At 39.3% G+C, this 17,741-nt stretch carries 19 protein-coding genes; 6 read left to right on the forward strand and 13 right to left on the reverse strand.

The window, feature by feature from the left end; genetic code table 11:
• Both R2R28_RS27730 and R2R28_RS27735 read right to left on the reverse strand, forming a co-directional pair.
• The coding region (locus R2R28_RS27730) for a carboxylesterase family protein (protein ID WP_316828916.1) at window positions 1-602 on the reverse strand (602 nt) is incomplete at its 3' end.
• Between the two features lie 450 nt (window positions 603-1,052).
• Window positions 1,053-1,574 (reverse strand): hypothetical protein, encoded by a 522-nt coding sequence (locus R2R28_RS27735; RefSeq protein ID WP_316828917.1) that lies wholly within the window; start codon window positions 1,572-1,574, stop codon window positions 1,053-1,055.
• A gap of 663 nt (window positions 1,575-2,237) precedes the next feature.
• Here R2R28_RS27735 and R2R28_RS27740 point away from each other — a divergent pair.
• Entirely contained in the window at window positions 2,238-3,035 is a 798-nt protein-coding gene (locus tag R2R28_RS27740; protein ID WP_316828918.1) for a hypothetical protein, read from the forward strand.
• A gap of 381 nt (window positions 3,036-3,416) precedes the next feature.
• Window positions 3,417-4,064 (forward strand): hypothetical protein, encoded by a 648-nt coding sequence (locus tag R2R28_RS27745; protein WP_316828919.1) that lies wholly within the window; start codon window positions 3,417-3,419, stop codon window positions 4,062-4,064.
• A gap of 542 nt (window positions 4,065-4,606) precedes the next feature.
• Here R2R28_RS27745 and R2R28_RS27750 read toward each other — a convergent pair.
• The 10 genes from R2R28_RS27750 to R2R28_RS27795 form a co-directional block, all read right to left on the reverse strand.
• Complete coding sequence (locus tag R2R28_RS27750) at window positions 4,607-4,885, reverse strand: serine hydrolase (protein ID WP_316828920.1); 279 nt, start codon at window positions 4,883-4,885, stop codon at window positions 4,607-4,609.
• 29 nt (window positions 4,886-4,914) lie between these two features.
• Window positions 4,915-5,265, reverse strand: coding sequence for a serine hydrolase (locus R2R28_RS27755; RefSeq protein WP_316828921.1), 351 nt, complete (start codon window positions 5,263-5,265; stop codon window positions 4,915-4,917).
• Window positions 5,266-5,824: 559 nt separating this feature from the next.
• Entirely contained in the window at window positions 5,825-5,950 is a 126-nt protein-coding gene (locus tag R2R28_RS27760) for a hypothetical protein (protein ID WP_316828922.1), read from the reverse strand.
• 157 nt (window positions 5,951-6,107) lie between these two features.
• Entirely contained in the window at window positions 6,108-6,827 is a 720-nt protein-coding gene (locus R2R28_RS27765; protein ID WP_316828923.1) for a LytTR family DNA-binding domain-containing protein, read from the reverse strand.
• A gap of 105 nt (window positions 6,828-6,932) precedes the next feature.
• Window positions 6,933-7,424 carry a hypothetical protein gene (locus tag R2R28_RS27770; RefSeq protein ID WP_316828924.1) on the reverse strand — a complete coding sequence of 164 codons (492 nt, stop codon included), beginning with the start codon at window positions 7,422-7,424 and terminating at the stop codon, window positions 6,933-6,935.
• 11 nt (window positions 7,425-7,435) lie between these two features.
• Window positions 7,436-8,017 carry a hypothetical protein gene (locus tag R2R28_RS27775; RefSeq protein WP_316828925.1) on the reverse strand — a complete coding sequence of 194 codons (582 nt, stop codon included), beginning with the start codon at window positions 8,015-8,017 and terminating at the stop codon, window positions 7,436-7,438.
• Window positions 8,018-8,030: 13 nt separating this feature from the next.
• Entirely contained in the window at window positions 8,031-8,969 is a 939-nt protein-coding gene (locus R2R28_RS27780) for a hypothetical protein (protein WP_316828926.1), read from the reverse strand.
• A gap of 11 nt (window positions 8,970-8,980) precedes the next feature.
• Window positions 8,981-9,454 (reverse strand): hypothetical protein, encoded by a 474-nt coding sequence (locus R2R28_RS27785; protein ID WP_316828927.1) that lies wholly within the window; start codon window positions 9,452-9,454, stop codon window positions 8,981-8,983.
• Between the two features lie 24 nt (window positions 9,455-9,478).
• A complete protein-coding gene (locus R2R28_RS27790) occupies window positions 9,479-10,225 on the reverse strand; it encodes a hypothetical protein (RefSeq protein WP_316828928.1) in 747 nt (248 codons plus the stop codon).
• Window positions 10,226-10,292: 67 nt separating this feature from the next.
• A complete protein-coding gene (locus tag R2R28_RS27795) occupies window positions 10,293-11,042 on the reverse strand; it encodes a hypothetical protein (protein ID WP_316828929.1) in 750 nt (249 codons plus the stop codon).
• Window positions 11,043-11,376: 334 nt separating this feature from the next.
• On the opposite strand from R2R28_RS27795, the gene R2R28_RS27800 reads away from it, so the two are divergent.
• Window positions 11,377-13,608, forward strand: coding sequence for a tetratricopeptide repeat protein (locus R2R28_RS27800; RefSeq protein WP_316828930.1), 2,232 nt, complete (start codon window positions 11,377-11,379; stop codon window positions 13,606-13,608).
• Between the two features lie 775 nt (window positions 13,609-14,383).
• Window positions 14,384-14,614 carry a hypothetical protein gene (locus R2R28_RS27805; RefSeq protein WP_316828931.1) on the forward strand — a complete coding sequence of 77 codons (231 nt, stop codon included), beginning with the start codon at window positions 14,384-14,386 and terminating at the stop codon, window positions 14,612-14,614.
• Window positions 14,615-15,047: 433 nt separating this feature from the next.
• Here the strand turns inward: R2R28_RS27805 and R2R28_RS27810 are convergent, their stop codons facing one another.
• Entirely contained in the window at window positions 15,048-15,692 is a 645-nt protein-coding gene (locus R2R28_RS27810; RefSeq protein ID WP_316828932.1) for a hypothetical protein, read from the reverse strand.
• A gap of 151 nt (window positions 15,693-15,843) precedes the next feature.
• Here R2R28_RS27810 and R2R28_RS27815 point away from each other — a divergent pair, with 151 nt between their 5' ends.
• Together R2R28_RS27815 and R2R28_RS27820 are read left to right on the forward strand one after the other, a co-directional pair.
• The gene (locus R2R28_RS27815; protein ID WP_316828933.1) at window positions 15,844-16,857 is read left to right on the forward strand and encodes a sensor histidine kinase; all 1,014 of its coding nucleotides are present in this window, start codon (window positions 15,844-15,846) and stop codon (window positions 16,855-16,857) included.
• The gene (locus R2R28_RS27820; RefSeq protein WP_316828934.1) at window positions 16,854-17,615 is read left to right on the forward strand and encodes a LytTR family DNA-binding domain-containing protein; all 762 of its coding nucleotides are present in this window, start codon (window positions 16,854-16,856) and stop codon (window positions 17,613-17,615) included. The genes R2R28_RS27815 and R2R28_RS27820 overlap by 4 nt, the downstream gene beginning before the upstream one ends.
• Window positions 17,616-17,741 lie beyond the last annotated feature (126 nt).

Here is a 17,741-nt window from a genome sequence, read left to right on the forward strand (position 1 = left end):
TTAAGTGCTGCAAGCTGGTCCATTAGTCCATAGTTTCCCGAACCGCCATAAGCTGTCTCTTTATTTAGTTCTGGATGAGACATAAAACCAAAAACACCGAGACGGTAATTGATCGACACGTATACGACTCCCTGTTTTGCCATGCTCGCGCCATCGTATGCTATCTGTGAGCCGTCACCATGGATGAATGAACCTCCATGGATAAAGAGGTATACAGGTTTTTTTTCTTGGTCTGAAACTGAAGATGTCCAGATGTTGAGGAAAAGGCAGTCTTCACTCATCGCCTGTGACCTGAATTCATAAAGCAGGTTTGAGTTTTGAACCGGCCGTGCGCCAAACTTATCTGCCAGTCTGATCCCGCTCCATTTCAAAGCTGCTTGAGGCGCCTTCCATCTCAATTTTCCCACTGGTGCTGCTGCATATGGAATTCCCTTATATGCCAATATACCTTCCTTTGATCTGGTGCCCTTTAGCTGCCCCTGTTCAATTGTAACTATGGTGCCTATAGTATCTGTAGGTAACTCGGTAGCTCTGGATAAAAGACTGCAAAAAAGAATTATAACTGCAAAAGATAATGATTTTCCGGTGTTATGTTTATGCATATAACTTGTTGTGGTCAAGAATGTAATCAGGAAATAAGATGTAGACTTCAATCGAGTCTAGGAAAAGTAAATCTAGCTATTCACCCGCTAAATTACCTTGTTTTATACATCATACGCCTGTCATAATAGCTGTTCGTATAGAACAGAGGTTTTGAAGGATAAATCCTAAAAAAGAAACTTGATATAGAGATTTCAGTCATGTTTGATTACCGTTATCATACTCGCAATGTTACATACGGGCTGCTTTAGCATGTCCTGCCTTTTAAATAATTCTTTGTCGGCTGTACCCCCACGAAGTATTGACTTAAAGTCACTGACCGTATAGCTGTATATTAATTGTCTTTCGATAGAATTTATAGCATGGAGCGCAGCCAACGCCAATAGGATTGCTTTGTTCCCTTGTCCTATTTTGCACAACCGTCTTCAATTGACTATTCTGTCGGACTTCACCTAAAGTATTTTTAGTCCCTTTGCTATTTCATTTCTCCATTCTTTGGCTTTTTCTGACTTGATATAGTAATCTTCGATCGGAATATTTCTGAACTGGAATAAATCCTTGGATTTTTCAAATCCGATTTTATTGCCTAAAGAAATAAAATCCTCAATGCTGAGCTCATCATCGATATGGTCATCAAAATAAACTATCATTATATCCATCAACAGCAGTTCCCAGTTATTGCTATAATCCTCATATACCTGATCGTTTTCAAGCTCAAAATGTATAATATTTTGCGTTTTCTCATCATAAAGTATCATGTAAAAGCTTTCTCCGGAACTGTAGATAGGGACCACGTATTTATCTTTAAGGATTTCATAATTTATTATCCCCGGTAAATAGAAATATGCGCCATCTACATCTTCTACACGGCTTTTCAATTCCAGCGTATTACCTATGCTTTTTAAAAAAGCTAGCGGCATTCCTAAGTTAAGCAGCTGGATTTCTCTATCTTCTTTGCAGATAATTCTGGTCATTTTGTGAAACTGGGTATATGCTACATCGATTGCCTGATAAATATCGGCTTAAATTTATATACCGTATCATTTATATGCGATAAATTACCATTTTATTTCTTCTTGTTTGATCTAATAACATTTTTTTGAGAGCAGGTCGGCATCCGTAAAAAATAAATATCAGTAAAAGTTTTTTTTATCCATGATAATATGCCCGGGAGGTAACGGTTATCTGAAAGTTTGAACCCCCAATCTTTTGATGAGTTTGAATCAGGATTTATGCGGTAGGGGTATTGCTTTTATTTGTAGCATACAGACGTTTTCCATTAGCCACCATCGACGCGTGCATTGCTTCATGAGAGAAGGGCTATGGTATTTGCATTTCATGTACTTAGCCTTTATGCAGTTGGAAACCTAATCTTCAATTCATACCTGTTTGAAGAATGCGGATTAAAGATCAGGAAATCCGACAAGGAGTCTATGGTCTTAGTATAAGGGCTGTCGCGTTTTGACCGTTTGAATCGTTTTGTTAAAAAAGCTACGTTATGAAACTAAAGCAATCTTGCCGGCAAACAGATTAGGAGTTTTAATAAAAAATATCGAAATACGAACAGGATGATGTATTTGTTAGGGTAAAGATACCGTATCTTCAGAACTTCTAATTTTACGTGATTAAAACAATGTATGCTTTTAAAAGAATACCTGCGTCTGATTGAAAAGCCATTTCTGATCGCCTACGCATCCTTATGGGTGCTGGTTTATGTGATGTCAAGGTTTTTCCTTGAAATATATTCAGACCACGCACCTTCATCGTTATGGTGGTGGTCGCTCTTGGTTATACTGCCAATCAGTCTTTATGCCGCGGCGAGAACGACAGCTATCAAGCGCGAAAACTGGTACGGAGTAATTGGGTATTTCATCATGTATTCATTGTTAGGGCTTTTCACAAGCAATTATATGATTGTCAATGGTGATATTTTGGTCAGCTCAGCGATCAATACAGAAAGTTCTGCAAAGGCAGAGGTGACCGAGGTTCGGAAAGTGTTTTACAGAAGTGGTTTCGATCATACTTCGGTAAAACTGAAAACCATTACCAAAGATTTTTCTATGCAGGGCAGGCCATATATCTTTTTTTATCTTAATGGCAGAAAAAGTCTAAGCATCCGATCCGCAAGCTCATTTTTGGGAAATGACTATGTCTTTACCAATTGCATAAGCCGAGGTGAGAAGGTTAAGGCAAGATGGCTGCATTTCAAAGATCAGATCTACCGTGCATGGATTTTTATCGGGATAATGCTTGTCTTGATATTGATCGGATTTTTAGCTCCCCAAAATTTTAGAAAGAGTACAGGGGCAAAACCTATAAAGATGGGGTTTTGGAAGATGATGGGGATCGTTATGGGAATTGTTTTCGCCCTAGGCCTGCTATTATATATAGGTCTGTTCGTGTATGTGAAATTTTTCACCAACAGCCATTTTTAAAGGTACAAGATTAAGTGTTTTTTGTATCTCCCCCTGAGAAAAACCAAGAATAAAATAACAATCTGGCAAGTTATATAGCAGCCGAGAACATTTATTGGACTTTCAACTCCTCAGCACCGACGGTTGCTGCATTTATCGGTTTTATTTCCGCGGGATTCTTTTTTAGCCATGACCCTATGGATAGGGATGAAACCTTGGTAGAGATATACACCGACAGTAAGGTTCATTTCGAAGTTGATAAGCTTGTAGTATAGAGCTTAAAAAATTATTAAAACTCACCAAGGCGGAATCTATAATTTTTGTAAATTGTAAGACTAATAACGCACAAATTATGGCTTTATATCCTCTTTACTTTTCCATTATAAAAAAAAAACTAAATAAATGAAAACTAAATTACTGACTCTCGTACTTTTTCTTATCTGCTTTTACAATGTTTATGCACAGAAAATACAACCAGTGGTTAAAGCCCTCGAACTCGACTTATATGGCTATAAGACACTTGAAGAGAGGCTCAGCGATTACCAGAGCAAGGGGTATATAAAATCAGATTTTAAAGGGCATCCTCAAGAACCAAAATCTATGTCTTATCAGTCAGGGGCGAACAAAGGAGTTGACGCTATTTATGAAATTTTCTATAATGATAAGAACGAAGTTTATAAGGTAAGCCTGTATTTCGGACCTGATATCGCAACATGGAAGACTTTTTCGGATGAGGAAAAAATGAGCGCAAATAATAATGCCCAGTTAAATCTTGTAAACATGGTTATCAAAGAATCTGGAAAGCCAACTGCTTCAGTAAGCTTCACGTGGGATCCATACAATAAAGAAGATCTCCAATCTCCGGCTCGGTTTTTAGCGGGAGCAGATGCTAAAAAAGTAGGATTTGCCTCTCAGTGGTACAATGATGGGGATTTCATGCATGATTCGCCTATCAGTGTAGAAACTTACAGTTCCAGACTTATTGAGGTTTCTGTGGCAGATTGGAGAGTTCAGGAAGCGGCTCGTAAAGCAGCTAGACATAAGAAATAGAACATCATAAAATCAGAAATCTTAACAAACATAAAGATCCAACACTCCAAAAAATTACGATTTCTTTATGGCTCACAGGTTTCTCAATTATTTTAAATTTGTTAGTGTATGTATAAACGGATTTAATACGGGATTTTCCTTGTATTTACGACAATACATAAGAATTAATAAGGTGTATTGGAGGTGGGTATTTCAGAGATAACGGCCACTTTGCTCCGGAATCAGGCGTCAGTTAAATAGTATTTTTCATGGAGCGAAAGGGTGTCAAGTAGTTAAGGACTTTTTTATTGAAAGATTTGAAGCGAATTGCAAATTTGAAAATTCCGAAATAAACTTGTACGCTAACTTGATCTGCCGGAAGATCAGCTGGAAAAGCTAAAGGGCGAGCTCAACAGGATCAAGAATTCACTAATCGCCAATGTTGCAGAGACGGGACTAAAAACTAATGTAAACATTTCCTTTCTCCTCATTGACGAGGAATCTACCGCAAATTTCCATTACACGGTCCATGCTGAACTGGTGTTTATTTACTGATCCGATTATTATTTGATCAGCTGGTAAAGTCTGTTTTCTAAATCACCCACTCTCTGCTGACTTGATACTTCATTCACAATAATGACTATGCCAAGGCGCTGTTTTGGATAGATAGTGCAGATGGTGTTGAAGCCAATCTTGCTATTTCCATCATGATAAAGATAGTCCTGACCACTCTGGGTATTCATCATCCAGCCCAGGCCCAGGCCAAAAAGGCCCGCGGTGCCGAATGTCCGTTGGTGGGGCAATTGGATTGCAGGATCCTTATCTGCCAACTGCGCTTCCATAAATCTCACCTAATCTTCCGATTTGGAGTTCATCGTGGGCCGATGAAATAGCCTTTTAAGTTGATATACTTTACCGGCATTCCATTGCGGTCGTAACCTTGGGCCGCCATTCTCAGCTCGTTTTTTTTCAATAGAGGCGCGGCATGCGAAATACCCAGTTTTTCCCGTAGGTAGCCTGTGACGATCTGCTGAAATGGTTTATTGTATATTCTCTCAAGTAACAGCGTGAGCAGCATATAGGCTGAACTGTTGTAACGGAATTTTGTCCCGGGAATGGTGTCCGGTTTCAGATAATGTAGATCCAGCAATAAGCTATCCTGACTAGAGTTAGAAAAAAAATCGGCCTGTTCGGTTAAATTTTTTCCCTTTAGTTTTTCCATTGTGCTTGGCGGGTACTGATGGAATGTCACCAGTAGTGCTGAGGTGTGATTGTCTTATTCTAGTATTATAACTCAAAAACGACAAGTAAATTCAGAACGGTACAGCTTCCCAAGAATGAAGTTTTTAATGGGTTTTATCAAAGTTCTTGCAAAATTCGTCAACTATGCAGAAAATGTCGGTAACTTTATGGTATGTAATCATGCACTCGTAAATATTAAATACTTAAATACAAATATTTACTAGCATGATTGCAATTTTAAATTGAATTAATTACGGAACTCAGGTTAAAAGAATTGTTGTGCGTTTTTCTGATTGTATTTTTAGACAGTCGTGACTTTTGTTCCATGCTTTTTTTACAAGGATAGCATTTCCAATGCTTACTTATCTCACCGGAAATACCATGGGCTTTGCTAGGCGTAAGATAATCCAGACTACCGTAGCGCCTTTTATCGTTACAGGTCTTGATTCTGATTTCAATACTCTTTTAAGCTTCTTTATGATCCTTACATATCTTTTTTGGGAAGGACTCATTTTTTACTATTTCTTTAACACGTTTGGCTAAAGCATATCCAGGCCATCCAGTTCTTTCACTGCGGTATCTACCAGTTTTTTACAAAAGCCTTCATCATGAAGATCGCCCAGTATTGCTACGGCTTTTCTTCTGCTGATGTTCTGATTTTTCATAAAAATGTTTTAGGTAAATCTAGAACCAACCTTTTTTGCGGATGGTTTTGATTTATGAAATTTCTATATCCTGGCACCTAAAATGTCGACAGAACTTTTGTCTATGTGATCAAACACATTAATTTGTCTCAAGGATACGGGTATTAGCATAAAGCCATCAGAACAGTCTCTGCAATAATGCTTCCTTACGTTGCGGCGAGACCTCCACCTCTGCGCCATCGCTAAGTTCTAAGGTGCCACCATCTCCCTTACGGTATTTTACAACGTAACTGAGGTTTACGATTACCGAGCGGTTAATGCGCATAAAAAAATCATCGTTCAATTGCACTTCATATTCTTTCAGGGTTTTAGAAACGATGATTTTTTTATTATCGTTGAGTAGAAAAACGCTGTAATTGCTCATGGCTTCCACCCTGATAATGGTTGTTTTATCAATAATATAAATGCCTTCTGCGGTAGGTAATGCCAATCGTGCATTTAAAACTTCAGATTTCGGGACCCTTTGTTTAATTTTTCCTGCTACCCGTTTACGTAAGCGGGTGATAGCGGTTTTCAGATCGTCCTCATCTACAGGTTTCATCAGGTAATCTACAGCACTTAAGCGGAGTGCTTCCAGTGTATAACTATCGTAAGCAGTGGTAAAAATCACCTCAAAACTGAAACTCCCCAAACGCTCCAGAAATTGAAAGCCGTTGATTCCCGGCATTTCTACATCAAGAAATAGAACGTCTGGATCTAGTGTAAGAATGGCATTTAGGGCCTTGGCGGGCTCGTTAAAAATGCCAACAACCTGAAGTTCATCTTCGAAAGATTGAAGTTTTTGCGAAAGCAATTTACTTCCTCGGGTTTCATCGTCTAAAATAACTGCCTTTAACATAGGGGGATGTGTTAATCATAAAATTCGGGTTTTAAATCCGGTTGGCCAAAACTTATCGGGATATTTTCTAGATTACAGACCTGGTGGAAAGTTTTTAACCATTACTCAGTTTACCTGGCTTCGCTTGTACGGCCTGAAATTTTTAAGGTAAAGATACATTTCGGTGCCAAAATCGTTTTCGGTGCAGATAATGGTTTGTTTCACGACTTCATTTTCTTTACCAAATATGGTTTTCCAAGTGTTTTTTCCAGCTGTACTGGCGGCCATACTGTTTGCGGTCAAATCTATTGTTCCTGATTTGTCGAAACGAATTTCTACCATAAAATATTTGATCAGGCCATTCTTTTTACGGTCTAAGAATAATAGCCCGCTGCGACAGGCAACAGGATGTTTTACTGCAGGCTGCCAATTGCCGGGAGCTTTTTCCCAACCGCCATCATCATGTAAAGTGGTGGGTTGGCTGAAGGGGATCCTGATTTTTTCGGTATCGCTCTGGCTGTTGGAAATCTGTATTTTTATCGGCACCTGCGAACGGATCTGTGACCTGCTTTCAAGGCTTAACAAACCTAAAAAAGCAATGATGAGGATTTTTTTCATAACCAGTCGTTCTAGAAAGTATATTTTACACCGATACCACCATTTTCAGCGCTAAAACCTCCACCGCTATTGAATGTGAATACCGGTTGCCAGTCTGCACTAATGGCAATGGGAAGACCTTTAAATTTGTATTCAAGTCCTAAAACACCTAGTGCCCCAACGGTAGTGGTAGGATCAATTAGGTCATCATCGAACGAAAAATGTTCGAAATGACCACCTCCACCAACGTACAATTTTAGGTTTTGTACGCCATTTACAGGAAGGTGATATTCGTAGGCCACGCTAATCCCGATCTGGGTACCCAGTCCACTAAAACCCCTGTAGGTAAATATGCCCTCCAAAGCATGTTTTTCTTTCAATAAATGTTTTGCAGTAAGGGATATGCCATAGAGAAATTTCACCCCGATTGCGGTACTGTAGTTTTTGGATGTGCTGTAACCATCTGCTTTGGTATTGGCTTTAACTTTCTGTGCTAATTTTACAGTGGGTTTAGCAGCTGTTTTGGTGACCAGTTTTTTTGTTGGTGTTTTCTTTGTCTGTGCGCTGATATTGATCGCAACAGCAAACAGTAGTATCATCAAGATGGTTTTCATAGTTGGTGTAGAATTAAGGTTGATAAAATATTATCTTGTTTTGATTGTAATGGGCGGCTAAAAGTCCGTAGCCACTTGCTGTTTTTACAAAGGCCAGGCCGTAGATATCTCCAGTGCCTGTGAGTGTTTTGGTACAGCCGGTAAAGTTTACCTCGGTAGACTGGATCTGGTTGCTGTTTAACAGGGTAATGCGCCTGTTGCCCGGAGAGACCGCTGCAACAATGTTCCCATAAGCTGCAACATCAACCAGTTTTGGTAAGTTTACGATTACACTTTTGCCTAAAGCGCCTGTCGCCGTCAATCCGTATTTGTACAAGCGGTCGGAACTGTAACCGGTGAGGTAAAGGGTGTCATTGGCAATGGCCAATCCTTTTGGACTTCCAAATACAGCTGCCAGAACACTGAATGTACTGCTGTTTAATGGATCATCAAAACGGAGTAATCTGTCTTTGCCGTCATCAGCAAGGTACAGGCGGTTTTTACTGTCAAAAGCAATTCCGCGTGGATTGATGAAGCCTTCCTGGATTACCCTTGAATACTGATAGGTGCTAACCCCGTTAACGGTATTCTTTTTATAGATTACAATCCGGGCATTTAGTTCGGTTTCGGTGATGTATAAATTTTCATTGTTGTCAAAAGCAATTGATTCGGCTCCCACGCTTTGGAAAGTTTGAGCAGGTACTTTTTTCGCCAGCAAATCACTATAGCTGTTCCAGATTTTTGTGGTTCCTGTTGAGCCGTATGGCTGTTTAAATTCTGTAACGGCTACCTTACCGCCAACCGATACTGCAATTCCACAGGGATTAACCACATCTGCTGAAGCGGTCATCTGCAGTTCAGGTATGCCACAGGTATCAACTGCTTCGTTTTTAGCTTTCTTTTTGCAAGAGCTAATTGCTCCTGCCACCAGCAGCAGGAACAAAAGGGGAGCGAATTTTTTAAGGTTTTTCATGACTGGTCTGATTAGATTTTTTTTAATGTGCCTGTATAACTGCCTTTTAAGGGGCCTTTGCCAGTAGTGGCATCAAACGTAATGGTATATTTGTCGCCATCTTTGGCAATTACCACAGTGCCGCCATTTATTTCATCGGTTACATTGTTAACCGTTACGGCACCTCCGGCAAAATTTGTGGCCGTATTGTAAGGGACACCATTTTTATAGGTGAAAGAGCCGATCGGAATGACATAATTGCCCAGGTTTTTGAAACGGATTTGTACAGAATTAAAATCGGGTGTGAGGAAATAGAGCCATGCACCATCGCCGTTTCCACCTCTGTAATCTCCGGAATTAATATTGTTGCTGTTGTTCTGGTAATCGAATTTACCAGCTACGGCTCCAGATGCCCCATCTTCGTCTTTATCTTTTTTGCAGGAAGTCAGGGTGAACAAAACACTCATTACGATGAATATTTTTATGATGTTTTTAACGTTTTTCATTTTTTTTGTTTTTAAAGTTGATGATTACTGTTTATTGGCCTGATAGATGATATTGCTGCGTTCTACAATCATAACCGGGCTGTTCACATTTTTCCAGTTGGGCACCATAGCGCCGATGAAATCACTGTTTGCTTTGAAACTACCTGTGCCTATTGCATAATAAGGTATAGATACCTCAGGAGCAATGCCGGTAACCGGAAGCGTTTGATTAATTGGAGGTGGATAATATTTAGTGCCAATCTGGCGTTCCCTGATATCCCAATCGATGGTTTTCGCAGCACTAAACCTGAACAGGAGATTGCCTGTTTTGAAATCGGCATTTTCATAATTTTGTGCAGTAGTGGTATTGGCCATAACCGCATATTCGAATCCTTGTGCTGTATTGGTCTTATCACTATATAGGTAAGATTTCAGCGTTAACTGTCCTGAAATATTTTTTTCAAGTGTATAACGGTAGGTATAAGTGCCAGTGCCATCTAAATCGAAACTGAGCACATTATCGGTCAGCGCTGCTGTGATGCTTCTCAAATAGCCCTGGCGGTTAAGGTTTACTTTAAGCACGTCACCATCTTGCGTAAAAGTCATAATGGCCAGTTTCTGGTCTCCGGTTTTACGTTCTGCTACAATGTAATATGGCAATAAATCTGTTTTGGCTACCTTTTGGGTGTTTTCAGGGTTGCCTGGATCGTTAGGGTCACTCTTGTCTTTTTTGCAGGCGCCTAAAGTGGCCATCAGCATTAGGACGCTTAATGTCAATTTTAATGTTTTCATGTTTTTTAAATTAAGGGTTGATTATTTTTACTTAAGGGGAGGTTACTTTTAACCTCCCTGGTTCATTTTAATTCAGCCAAACGACCATCTTACTGTACATTTTGTCCGTCCAGTCACCACCACAGTGTGTGCTGCAGCCATTATCGGTGATGCCTTCACTTTTGGCTTTAATCGGTGAGTTTGCCGGTATCTGATCATAAAGCCCCTTTCCATAATACTCTCCTTCATTGTTGCCACTGCAGCTGATGGCAAAAACTGGAACTTTAAAGTTCTGGGCATTCCAGGCACCGCTTCCGCCACATGCTGCCAGCACACCTTTGCAATAGCTGAGCGTATTATTGGCAGAAATATCGCTAAAGAGCATATAAGAGGCGAAAGAGTAGCCACCTACTACAGCCTTCGCTTTGCTGACATTATATTTACCAGCTATGGCTACAATGCATTTATCGTAATCTTCACCAATCATTTTAGCACTGGTATTCCAGGCATCGGAGTTGACATTGCCAGGCGTTTTACGATATTTCACAATGGCCGCGGCATAACCGTTAGCAGCTGCTTTTTCGCAGATCGCAGTCTCGGCTGCTCCATCTAAACTGCCTTCGGTAGGGTTATTTTCGTCGTTACCACTGCCCATTACTAAAATGCCCTTAAAGGTTGTGGCATCTTTGCCGGTAAAAATTTTATAGGTAATGCCGTTTACGGTTTCAATAGTTTCTTTCAGGTCGCCTTTAATGACTTCCCGGGCCTGGTCACTATTTTTTTTACAGGCGATGGCAAGTAAGATGCAACAGACAATCGCAAGGATTAAATTTTTCATAGTTGTATTTTTAGGATGAGCTAATGTTTATTTCATTTTGCTGATACAAGTTTAACTAGCCTGGAGATGCTATTTTTTCACAATGATTGAGTGAGATGGATAGATGAGTGAAAGGGTGGATAGGTTGAGGGAAGGCCGGGGGCAAAAAACAGCAGGAAAAGAATAAGGTTTTGTTTCAGTATCAAACGGAATGATGCTAAAGGAATAATTGCCTACGTCAAAACCCCGTTTCAATGAGTGGATACTCTGTTTCATTTAGTAAAGGGGAATAGTTATCCAATTAATTTTCTGTTAATTTGAATAACCGGTTTGTTATCAGTTAAATAACCAAAGGATGAAGATTTTTTTTAGCTTTTTATGGAGTATGTTTCTCGCTTTAATTATTATAGGCGTGGGGGAGGTAAAGGTGTACGCACAGCAGAAAAAAATCGATTCTTTGGAAAGAGCAGTCCTGGTAAATCCTTATAATAATGATCAAAAAGCCAAGGATCTGTTTTTTCTCAGTATCAGTTTTATCAGTTCAAACCCGAAGAAGAGCCTGGTTTATATCGATCAGATTCTTTCTTTCGAGAGTAATATTAAAGAGAGAGGCGTTTTGGCAAGCTGCTATAGGGTAAAAGGTGCTATTTTAAATATCCTTGCCCGCTTTCCTGAGGCCATATCAGCTTTAAGTAGTGCATTGCTTAAAGATAAAGCTGAGCAGAATGCTTATGGCATTGCCGGCGATCTTTCCAATATGGCTACCATTTATCTCTATCAGTCTAATTTTCCGCAGGCGTTAAACTATTATCAACAGGCTACTAAAATGCTGAGTCAAATCCCTGAAAATGATCCTCATAATTATAAAGACAGAAAGCGTGACGAAGCTGCCATTTATGGGAATATCGGATTGGTTTATATGGAAACCGGAGATTATGCCAAAGCAATTGATCATTTTCAGAAAGCAATTGTAGCACACGGAAAACTGAACAATAAAATGGGAATTATACCTGCACTGGGAAACCTTGGAAATGTATATAACCATCAAAAAAATTTCGGGAAGGCCATTTTCTATACAACGAAATCTGCAAAATTAGCTGATTCTTTAGGTGACAAAGTAAGTTATGCCCGTGAAACAGGCAATTTGGCTTCCTATTACAGTCAGAACGGGCAATATGACCTGAGTTTGAATTATAGTCTGAAAGCAATTGCTTTGAACAAGGTGTTGGGGAATACTAAAAGTACAGGCTTTAACATGCAGAATGCAGCAGAAGCTTACGCTAAGAAAGGAGATCTGGTAAGCGCAAAATTTTATGGATTGGGATCATTAAAAATAGGACAGGATTTGAAAATACCCGAAATACAAAGGGATGCCAGTGAAGGACTGAGTAAGGTATACGAAAAACTTAAGTTCACAGACAGTGCACTTTTCTATTATAAAAAATATTCGCTTTTTAAAGATAGCATTAATAACAGCAAAAAAAGAGACGAAATAGCCAGGCTTAGTATACAATACGAATTTGATAAAAAAGAGGTTACCTATCAACAGCAACAAGCGTTGGCTGATGAGCAGATGAAACAGCAGCGGCTGCAATTGGCCCTAAATTCAGAACAGCTCAATGCAAGCCAGCGTTTAAGAAGCCTGCAGCAGGTACAGTTACAAAACGAAAAACTGCAAAAAGAAGAACAACAAAAACAACTGGTGATTTCTATGAATAATGGAAAATTGCAATCTGTTAAGGTAAAGCAGCTTTCGCAACAGCAGAAACTGGATAAATTAGAACTTAAACAATTGTGGCTTTACGCAGTATTACTCGTGCTGCTACTCAGTTCTATCTTACTTTTTCTGTACAATAAATACCGGATCAGGCAGCTGCGGTTTAAAAACACGCTACAGCAACAACAGGCCGCTCAGCTTAACAGCGAACTGAGTTACCAGAACCAGTTATCAGAAAGTGAACTGAAAGCCATACGTTCACAGATGAACCCACATTTTATTTTTAATGTATTAAACTCTATCGAATCCTACATTATGGATAACGATAAAAAAGTGGCTTCCAGGCTGATTCAAAAGTTTGCGGCCTTAAGCCGCTTGATTCTTGAAAACTCCACTAAAAGCATGGTCACCGCCGATAGGGAATGGAAAGCAATCAAACTCTATACCGAGTTAGAGGCCATGCGCTATGATAATGCCTTCAGTTACACTTTTATGGTTGATGAGGCGGTACAACTTAAGGATTTTCTTTTACCACCAATGCTGATCCAGCCATTAATTGAAAATGCAATACTGCATGGATTAATCGAATCGCCGCAACACGATGCGCATTTAGATGTAGCCATAAATTTTGGACCAGGGCATATTTGTATAAAAGTTGCTGATAACGGAGTTGGCTATCAGAAAAACACCAAACCATTGCTTCCTAAAGGCATAAAAGAGAAATCTATCGGACTCCAATCTATTTTGGAAAGGGTGGAAATGATCAACAGGCAACATAATGGTTTTAAGGCAAGTTTTCAAATCTGCTTGGGCGATAAGGGGCGCGGGACCGTTGCTACGATCTGTTTACCTGTGGTTAGGGCAGACTAGTATATAAAACCTTTCATTTTTAAATCTTCCACTATGGGTTCAATAAGCAAAAAAAAGACTTTTAAATCCTGAAAGTAATCCCAATAATCGGTACTAAAGTGTGTGATAATAAAAGAATCAAATATGCCTTAAGGAAAATAAAGGACTTCAATAAGTCCAAAATTTAATCGGTAATGTTTATTATCCATTTTTTCAATATTACCTTTCTTGTTTTCCTTTTTGCCCTCACTTTTTTCGTTTTGTCTACAACTTTCGGAATTAACGTTTCTTTTTTTTTCGTAGTTTCATCAATCTACCAAGCTCATTGTACTCTGTCATCTTAGTGTCTAGTTCTGCGATTCGCTTTAAATCAGCGATAAATTTATTGCTGATTTGAACCATTGTCGACCCGTTAGCCTTTTAAGATATCTTAAAGGGCTTTTTCTTTTTTAGCCTATTTTTAAATCGTTCAATAGCGTAAATAAATTACGATTTTTGGTTCGAGCCCCTATACACGTTTTAATGTTTCCGGGCTTAATCTCACCATAGTTTGATTGAATAATTGCAGGCTTAGCAAACCATCATCACTGTTTTTCCACTCCGAAATATCCTCTTTACCGAATTTTAGCACTATTTTTTTACAGCAATTATCAAGCTGCCTGAAAAATACCGGATTATTGGGTGGGTGTACAGCGTTATTTTTTTCAAACTACCAGGCCGCTAAAAATTAGCGGAATTTACCCACATTTGGCAACTTTAACGAAAGCTGGACTTCGAGTACAGTATACGTAAAAATATGCAGTTAACTGTACATCCTGAAAGTATAGGCGGCACACCTGCCAACAGGATGATCCACAAGAAATCCAATCAGTTGATTACCAGTAATTATTTTATTGATGATAAGGGGAAGGCAAGGGGAATTCCGTTTTCCGTAATGCCAGGAAGGATGACTGCAATAGCACGACATTTGACCGACCCGGCAAACATGGTTTATTTTTACGATATGGAAGGAATGCTACGAAGCTAACGTACATAGGCTTGCCGTAAAAAAACTATTTAACAAACCAGTACCCGGCTGGCATGGTAAAGGCGCGTATACTGCGCAAAAACAACTCGTATTAGGTAATAATGGGTAGGAAGCCGTTTAAAGTTGACAAAAGATATGCTTAAGGCTGGCGATTTGCCCAAAAATGATGAGGAAAAAGGTGTACTGGCCAGTTGGGATGGTAAAACCTGGAAAATTGCAAAATAATCTTATCGTGTTAATGGTTTGACCATATTTTACGCTAACATCATTTCTTTTAAATATAGTTCAGAAAAGAAATTTTTCAGAATCACTATCATGTGAGCTTCGGGGTTTAAAAGCAGTTACGAAAAGAACTCCTTTAAAAAAACATCTTTCTTACTATTATCATTTAAATCCTTCAATAAAATGAGGGATTTTTTACGAATTTTCCATTTTATAACTTTGCTGCTTTTAGCTTTGCAAGGTGTTTTTTTCCAAATGCCGAGATGGAAGCATCAGTAGATTTTGAGGCGTTATAAAGTAAATTTTCAGCAGTTGGGCGGTCACTTAATAAAAGGTTTTTATAGGAGCGGTCGAATGCATTCCCTTTAAGTTTTTTAAGGCTTGCTACTAACGCATTGCTTGCCTGGTCATTAATGCCAATTGCTTTGGTTTTGGTAAGGCCACTGTTTCCGGCTTCACCGGCGCCGGAGTTAATCCTTGACGTATCCCTGAGGTTTTCAGGCGAAGAATCTGTACGGCCATCAGGTCGCTGCCCTCCTTCAGGCATCGAACTGCTTAAGGCAATGGATTTATTTTTTGCCAACACACGTATTTCATCATTAAACTGACTCAGGATTATGGAAAGCCGGTTTCCCCAGTTTTTCACTTCCGTTCCACCTTGTTTGCCAGCTAATCCGGCTGCTCTAAGCTGTTTAGTACAAAGTTCATTTAGTTGATTCAGCAATGCCGCGTCACTCGTTTGTGGTAACGTGCCATTAAACTCTGACTTCGAATTGTTTTCTTTCAGGTATTCGGGATTTGAGATAGATGCCAGTAAGCTGGCGGCTATAATGCCGGATTTAATAAAATTAATCATAACAATTACAGGTTGATGTATCTGAAGAACAAGCTAACTGATGATATGGTTTTATTCCTTTTGATTTGGCATGCTGTCCTTTTCAAAACAACTTTTGTCTGCTTCAATGCCGAATTGGTAAGGCTATACCTTAAAATCGGTACATTTGTAAATGTTAAAGGAATATCAGCTAAAGTGGTTTTTTATTTTGGCGGGCAGTCTCACCCTTTCTGCATTATTGCTTCGTAAAGAGCCTTTTACCGGTATTACCTATTGGCAGGTTTTATATTTCATCCTTTCGGTACATGTTGGGGTGGGCGTATGCTGGATGTCGTTGGGCTATTTTATCACAGGGAATTTTGGGTTCAGGTATAAGGTGGTAAAACATTTCCTGGCCATCATTATTTCCATCATGGTTTCTTTCCTGCTGGCCTATTTGATGCATCTCCTTTTACCAGCCAATCCGCTTGAAGGGAAATCTGTTGGTTTTGATACCCTGGATAATATCCTTGTTAATTTTTCTGGAATGGTGGTCGTAAGCCTGATTTGTTATGTGGTGTTTTATAGCGCACACACAACAAGTGCACTTCAGAATACCCGATTCGAAAACGAACGGCTCGAACAGGCACACCTCAGGGCCCAGCTTATTTCGCTGCAACAGCAAATTAGTCCGCATTTCCTTTTTAATTCGTTGAGTACCCTTCGCACCATGGTTGCCGATCAGCCCACCAGAAATTACATTGTACAGTTATCAAACGTTTATCGCTATGTGCTCAGGTTTAATGAGCATTATCTTACCGCATTGAGCGAAGAACTTAATTTTATTAATTCTTATCTCTACATTCTTAACGAACGTTTTGAAGATGCACTTTATGTAAAAGTTAACGTAGCTCCCGAATGCCTCCACTTGCAATTACCACCCATGTCGTTACAGCTCCTGGTAGAAAATGCCATAAAACACAATATGGCCTCACCTGATAAACCCCTTCAGATTGCCATTTTTAATGGAGATGGTCATTCACTTACCGTCGAAAATAACCTGCAGAAGAAGATGTCAGGGGTAGAACGGGGCGGTACGGGCCTTAAAAATATTATAGAACGATATAAACTTCTCGCGGGTAAGGATATTAAAATTTCACAAAATTCAGAAAAGTTTGCGGTAATCATTCCATTGTTAGAAAAATGAAAGTAATCATTATTGAAGACGAGTTAAAAACGGCAAAAGACCTCAAAAATATGTTAGAGGCCATTGATAACAATATTCAGGTTGAAATTATTCTTCGCTCTGTTTCCGCTGCTGTTGACTGGTTAAGGAATAATCCTGCACCAGAAGTTATTTTTTCCGACATCCAGCTGGGTGATGGACTCAGTTTCGAAATTTTTAAAACAGTACAGGTAGAAACACCCGTAATTTTTTGTACCGCTTTTGATGAATATGCCATCAGGGCTTTTGAATCCAATAGTATTGATTATCTGCTCAAACCTGTGGAGGAAAACATGCTTCAGAAAAGTATAGAAAAATACCTCCGTTTCAAAGATCACTTGTTATCATCCGGTCAGCATGCCATTAACCTCAATAAGGCCATTGCTAAAATGGAAACCAACTACCGGCAAAGCCTTTTGGTGAGTTACCGGGAAAAAATAATCCCTGTTAAAATTCGCGATATCCAGCTTTTTCATGCCTCCAACGGTACCGTAATGTTGTATACGAGTGATAATAAAAGTTATCCGGTTAATTATACCATAGAAAACCTGGAATCGATGCTCGATCCCTTACAATTCTTTAGGGCAAACCGCCAGTTTATACTTAATCGCGATTTTATCCGGGATATTGAACATTATTTTAACCGAAAACTCCTGGTTACCACCTCAATGGATATGACCGAAAAAATCATTGTCAGCAAAATTAAGGCACAGCCATTTTTAAAATGGATGGAAATGTAAATGGCCGTATTAAAACCAGTCTTTTGCCCTTAAATCATTTCATCCGAACATATTCACGCTTCATTGGATATTTTGCCTGTTTGACTTAGAAAATCGGCATCGGGATTTGCCTATGTTTTAGTTTTG

Origin of the sequence: Pedobacter miscanthi, from assembly GCF_032678605.1 — a bacterium.
In the GTDB taxonomy this organism is placed as follows: domain Bacteria; phylum Bacteroidota; class Bacteroidia; order Sphingobacteriales; family Sphingobacteriaceae; genus Pedobacter; species Pedobacter miscanthi_A.

Excerpts from the sequence above, each read along its gene's own strand:
- R2R28_RS27800 (WP_316828930.1), top strand. The coding sequence starts at position 11,377 with ATGAAGATTTTTTTTAGCTTTTTATGGAGTATGTTTCTCGCTTTAATT.
- R2R28_RS27760 (WP_316828922.1), bottom strand. The coding sequence starts at position 5,950 with ATGAAAAATCAGAACATCAGCAGAAGAAAAGCCGTAGCAATACTGGGC.
- R2R28_RS27790 (WP_316828928.1), bottom strand. The coding sequence starts at position 10,225 with ATGAAAACATTAAAATTGACATTAAGCGTCCTAATGCTGATGGCCACT.
- R2R28_RS27785 (WP_316828927.1), bottom strand. The coding sequence starts at position 9,454 with ATGAAAAACGTTAAAAACATCATAAAAATATTCATCGTAATGAGTGTT.
- R2R28_RS27765 (WP_316828923.1), bottom strand. The coding sequence starts at position 6,827 with ATGTTAAAGGCAGTTATTTTAGACGATGAAACCCGAGGAAGTAAATTG.
- R2R28_RS27820 (WP_316828934.1), top strand. The coding sequence starts at position 16,854 with ATGAAAGTAATCATTATTGAAGACGAGTTAAAAACGGCAAAAGACCTC.
- R2R28_RS27780 (WP_316828926.1), bottom strand. The coding sequence starts at position 8,969 with ATGAAAAACCTTAAAAAATTCGCTCCCCTTTTGTTCCTGCTGCTGGTG.
- R2R28_RS27755 (WP_316828921.1), bottom strand. The coding sequence starts at position 5,265 with ATGGAAAAACTAAAGGGAAAAAATTTAACCGAACAGGCCGATTTTTTT.
- R2R28_RS27795 (WP_316828929.1), bottom strand. The coding sequence starts at position 11,042 with ATGAAAAATTTAATCCTTGCGATTGTCTGTTGCATCTTACTTGCCATC.
- R2R28_RS27745 (WP_316828919.1), top strand. The coding sequence starts at position 3,417 with ATGAAAACTAAATTACTGACTCTCGTACTTTTTCTTATCTGCTTTTAC.
- R2R28_RS27770 (WP_316828924.1), bottom strand. The coding sequence starts at position 7,424 with ATGAAAAAAATCCTCATCATTGCTTTTTTAGGTTTGTTAAGCCTTGAA.
- R2R28_RS27815 (WP_316828933.1), top strand. The coding sequence starts at position 15,844 with ATGTTAAAGGAATATCAGCTAAAGTGGTTTTTTATTTTGGCGGGCAGT.
- R2R28_RS27750 (WP_316828920.1), bottom strand. The coding sequence starts at position 4,885 with ATGGAAGCGCAGTTGGCAGATAAGGATCCTGCAATCCAATTGCCCCAC.
- R2R28_RS27735 (WP_316828917.1), bottom strand. The coding sequence starts at position 1,574 with ATGACCAGAATTATCTGCAAAGAAGATAGAGAAATCCAGCTGCTTAAC.
- R2R28_RS27740 (WP_316828918.1), top strand. The coding sequence starts at position 2,238 with ATGCTTTTAAAAGAATACCTGCGTCTGATTGAAAAGCCATTTCTGATC.
- R2R28_RS27775 (WP_316828925.1), bottom strand. The coding sequence starts at position 8,017 with ATGAAAACCATCTTGATGATACTACTGTTTGCTGTTGCGATCAATATC.
- R2R28_RS27805 (WP_316828931.1), top strand. The coding sequence starts at position 14,384 with ATGCAGTTAACTGTACATCCTGAAAGTATAGGCGGCACACCTGCCAAC.
- R2R28_RS27810 (WP_316828932.1), bottom strand. The coding sequence starts at position 15,692 with ATGATTAATTTTATTAAATCCGGCATTATAGCCGCCAGCTTACTGGCA.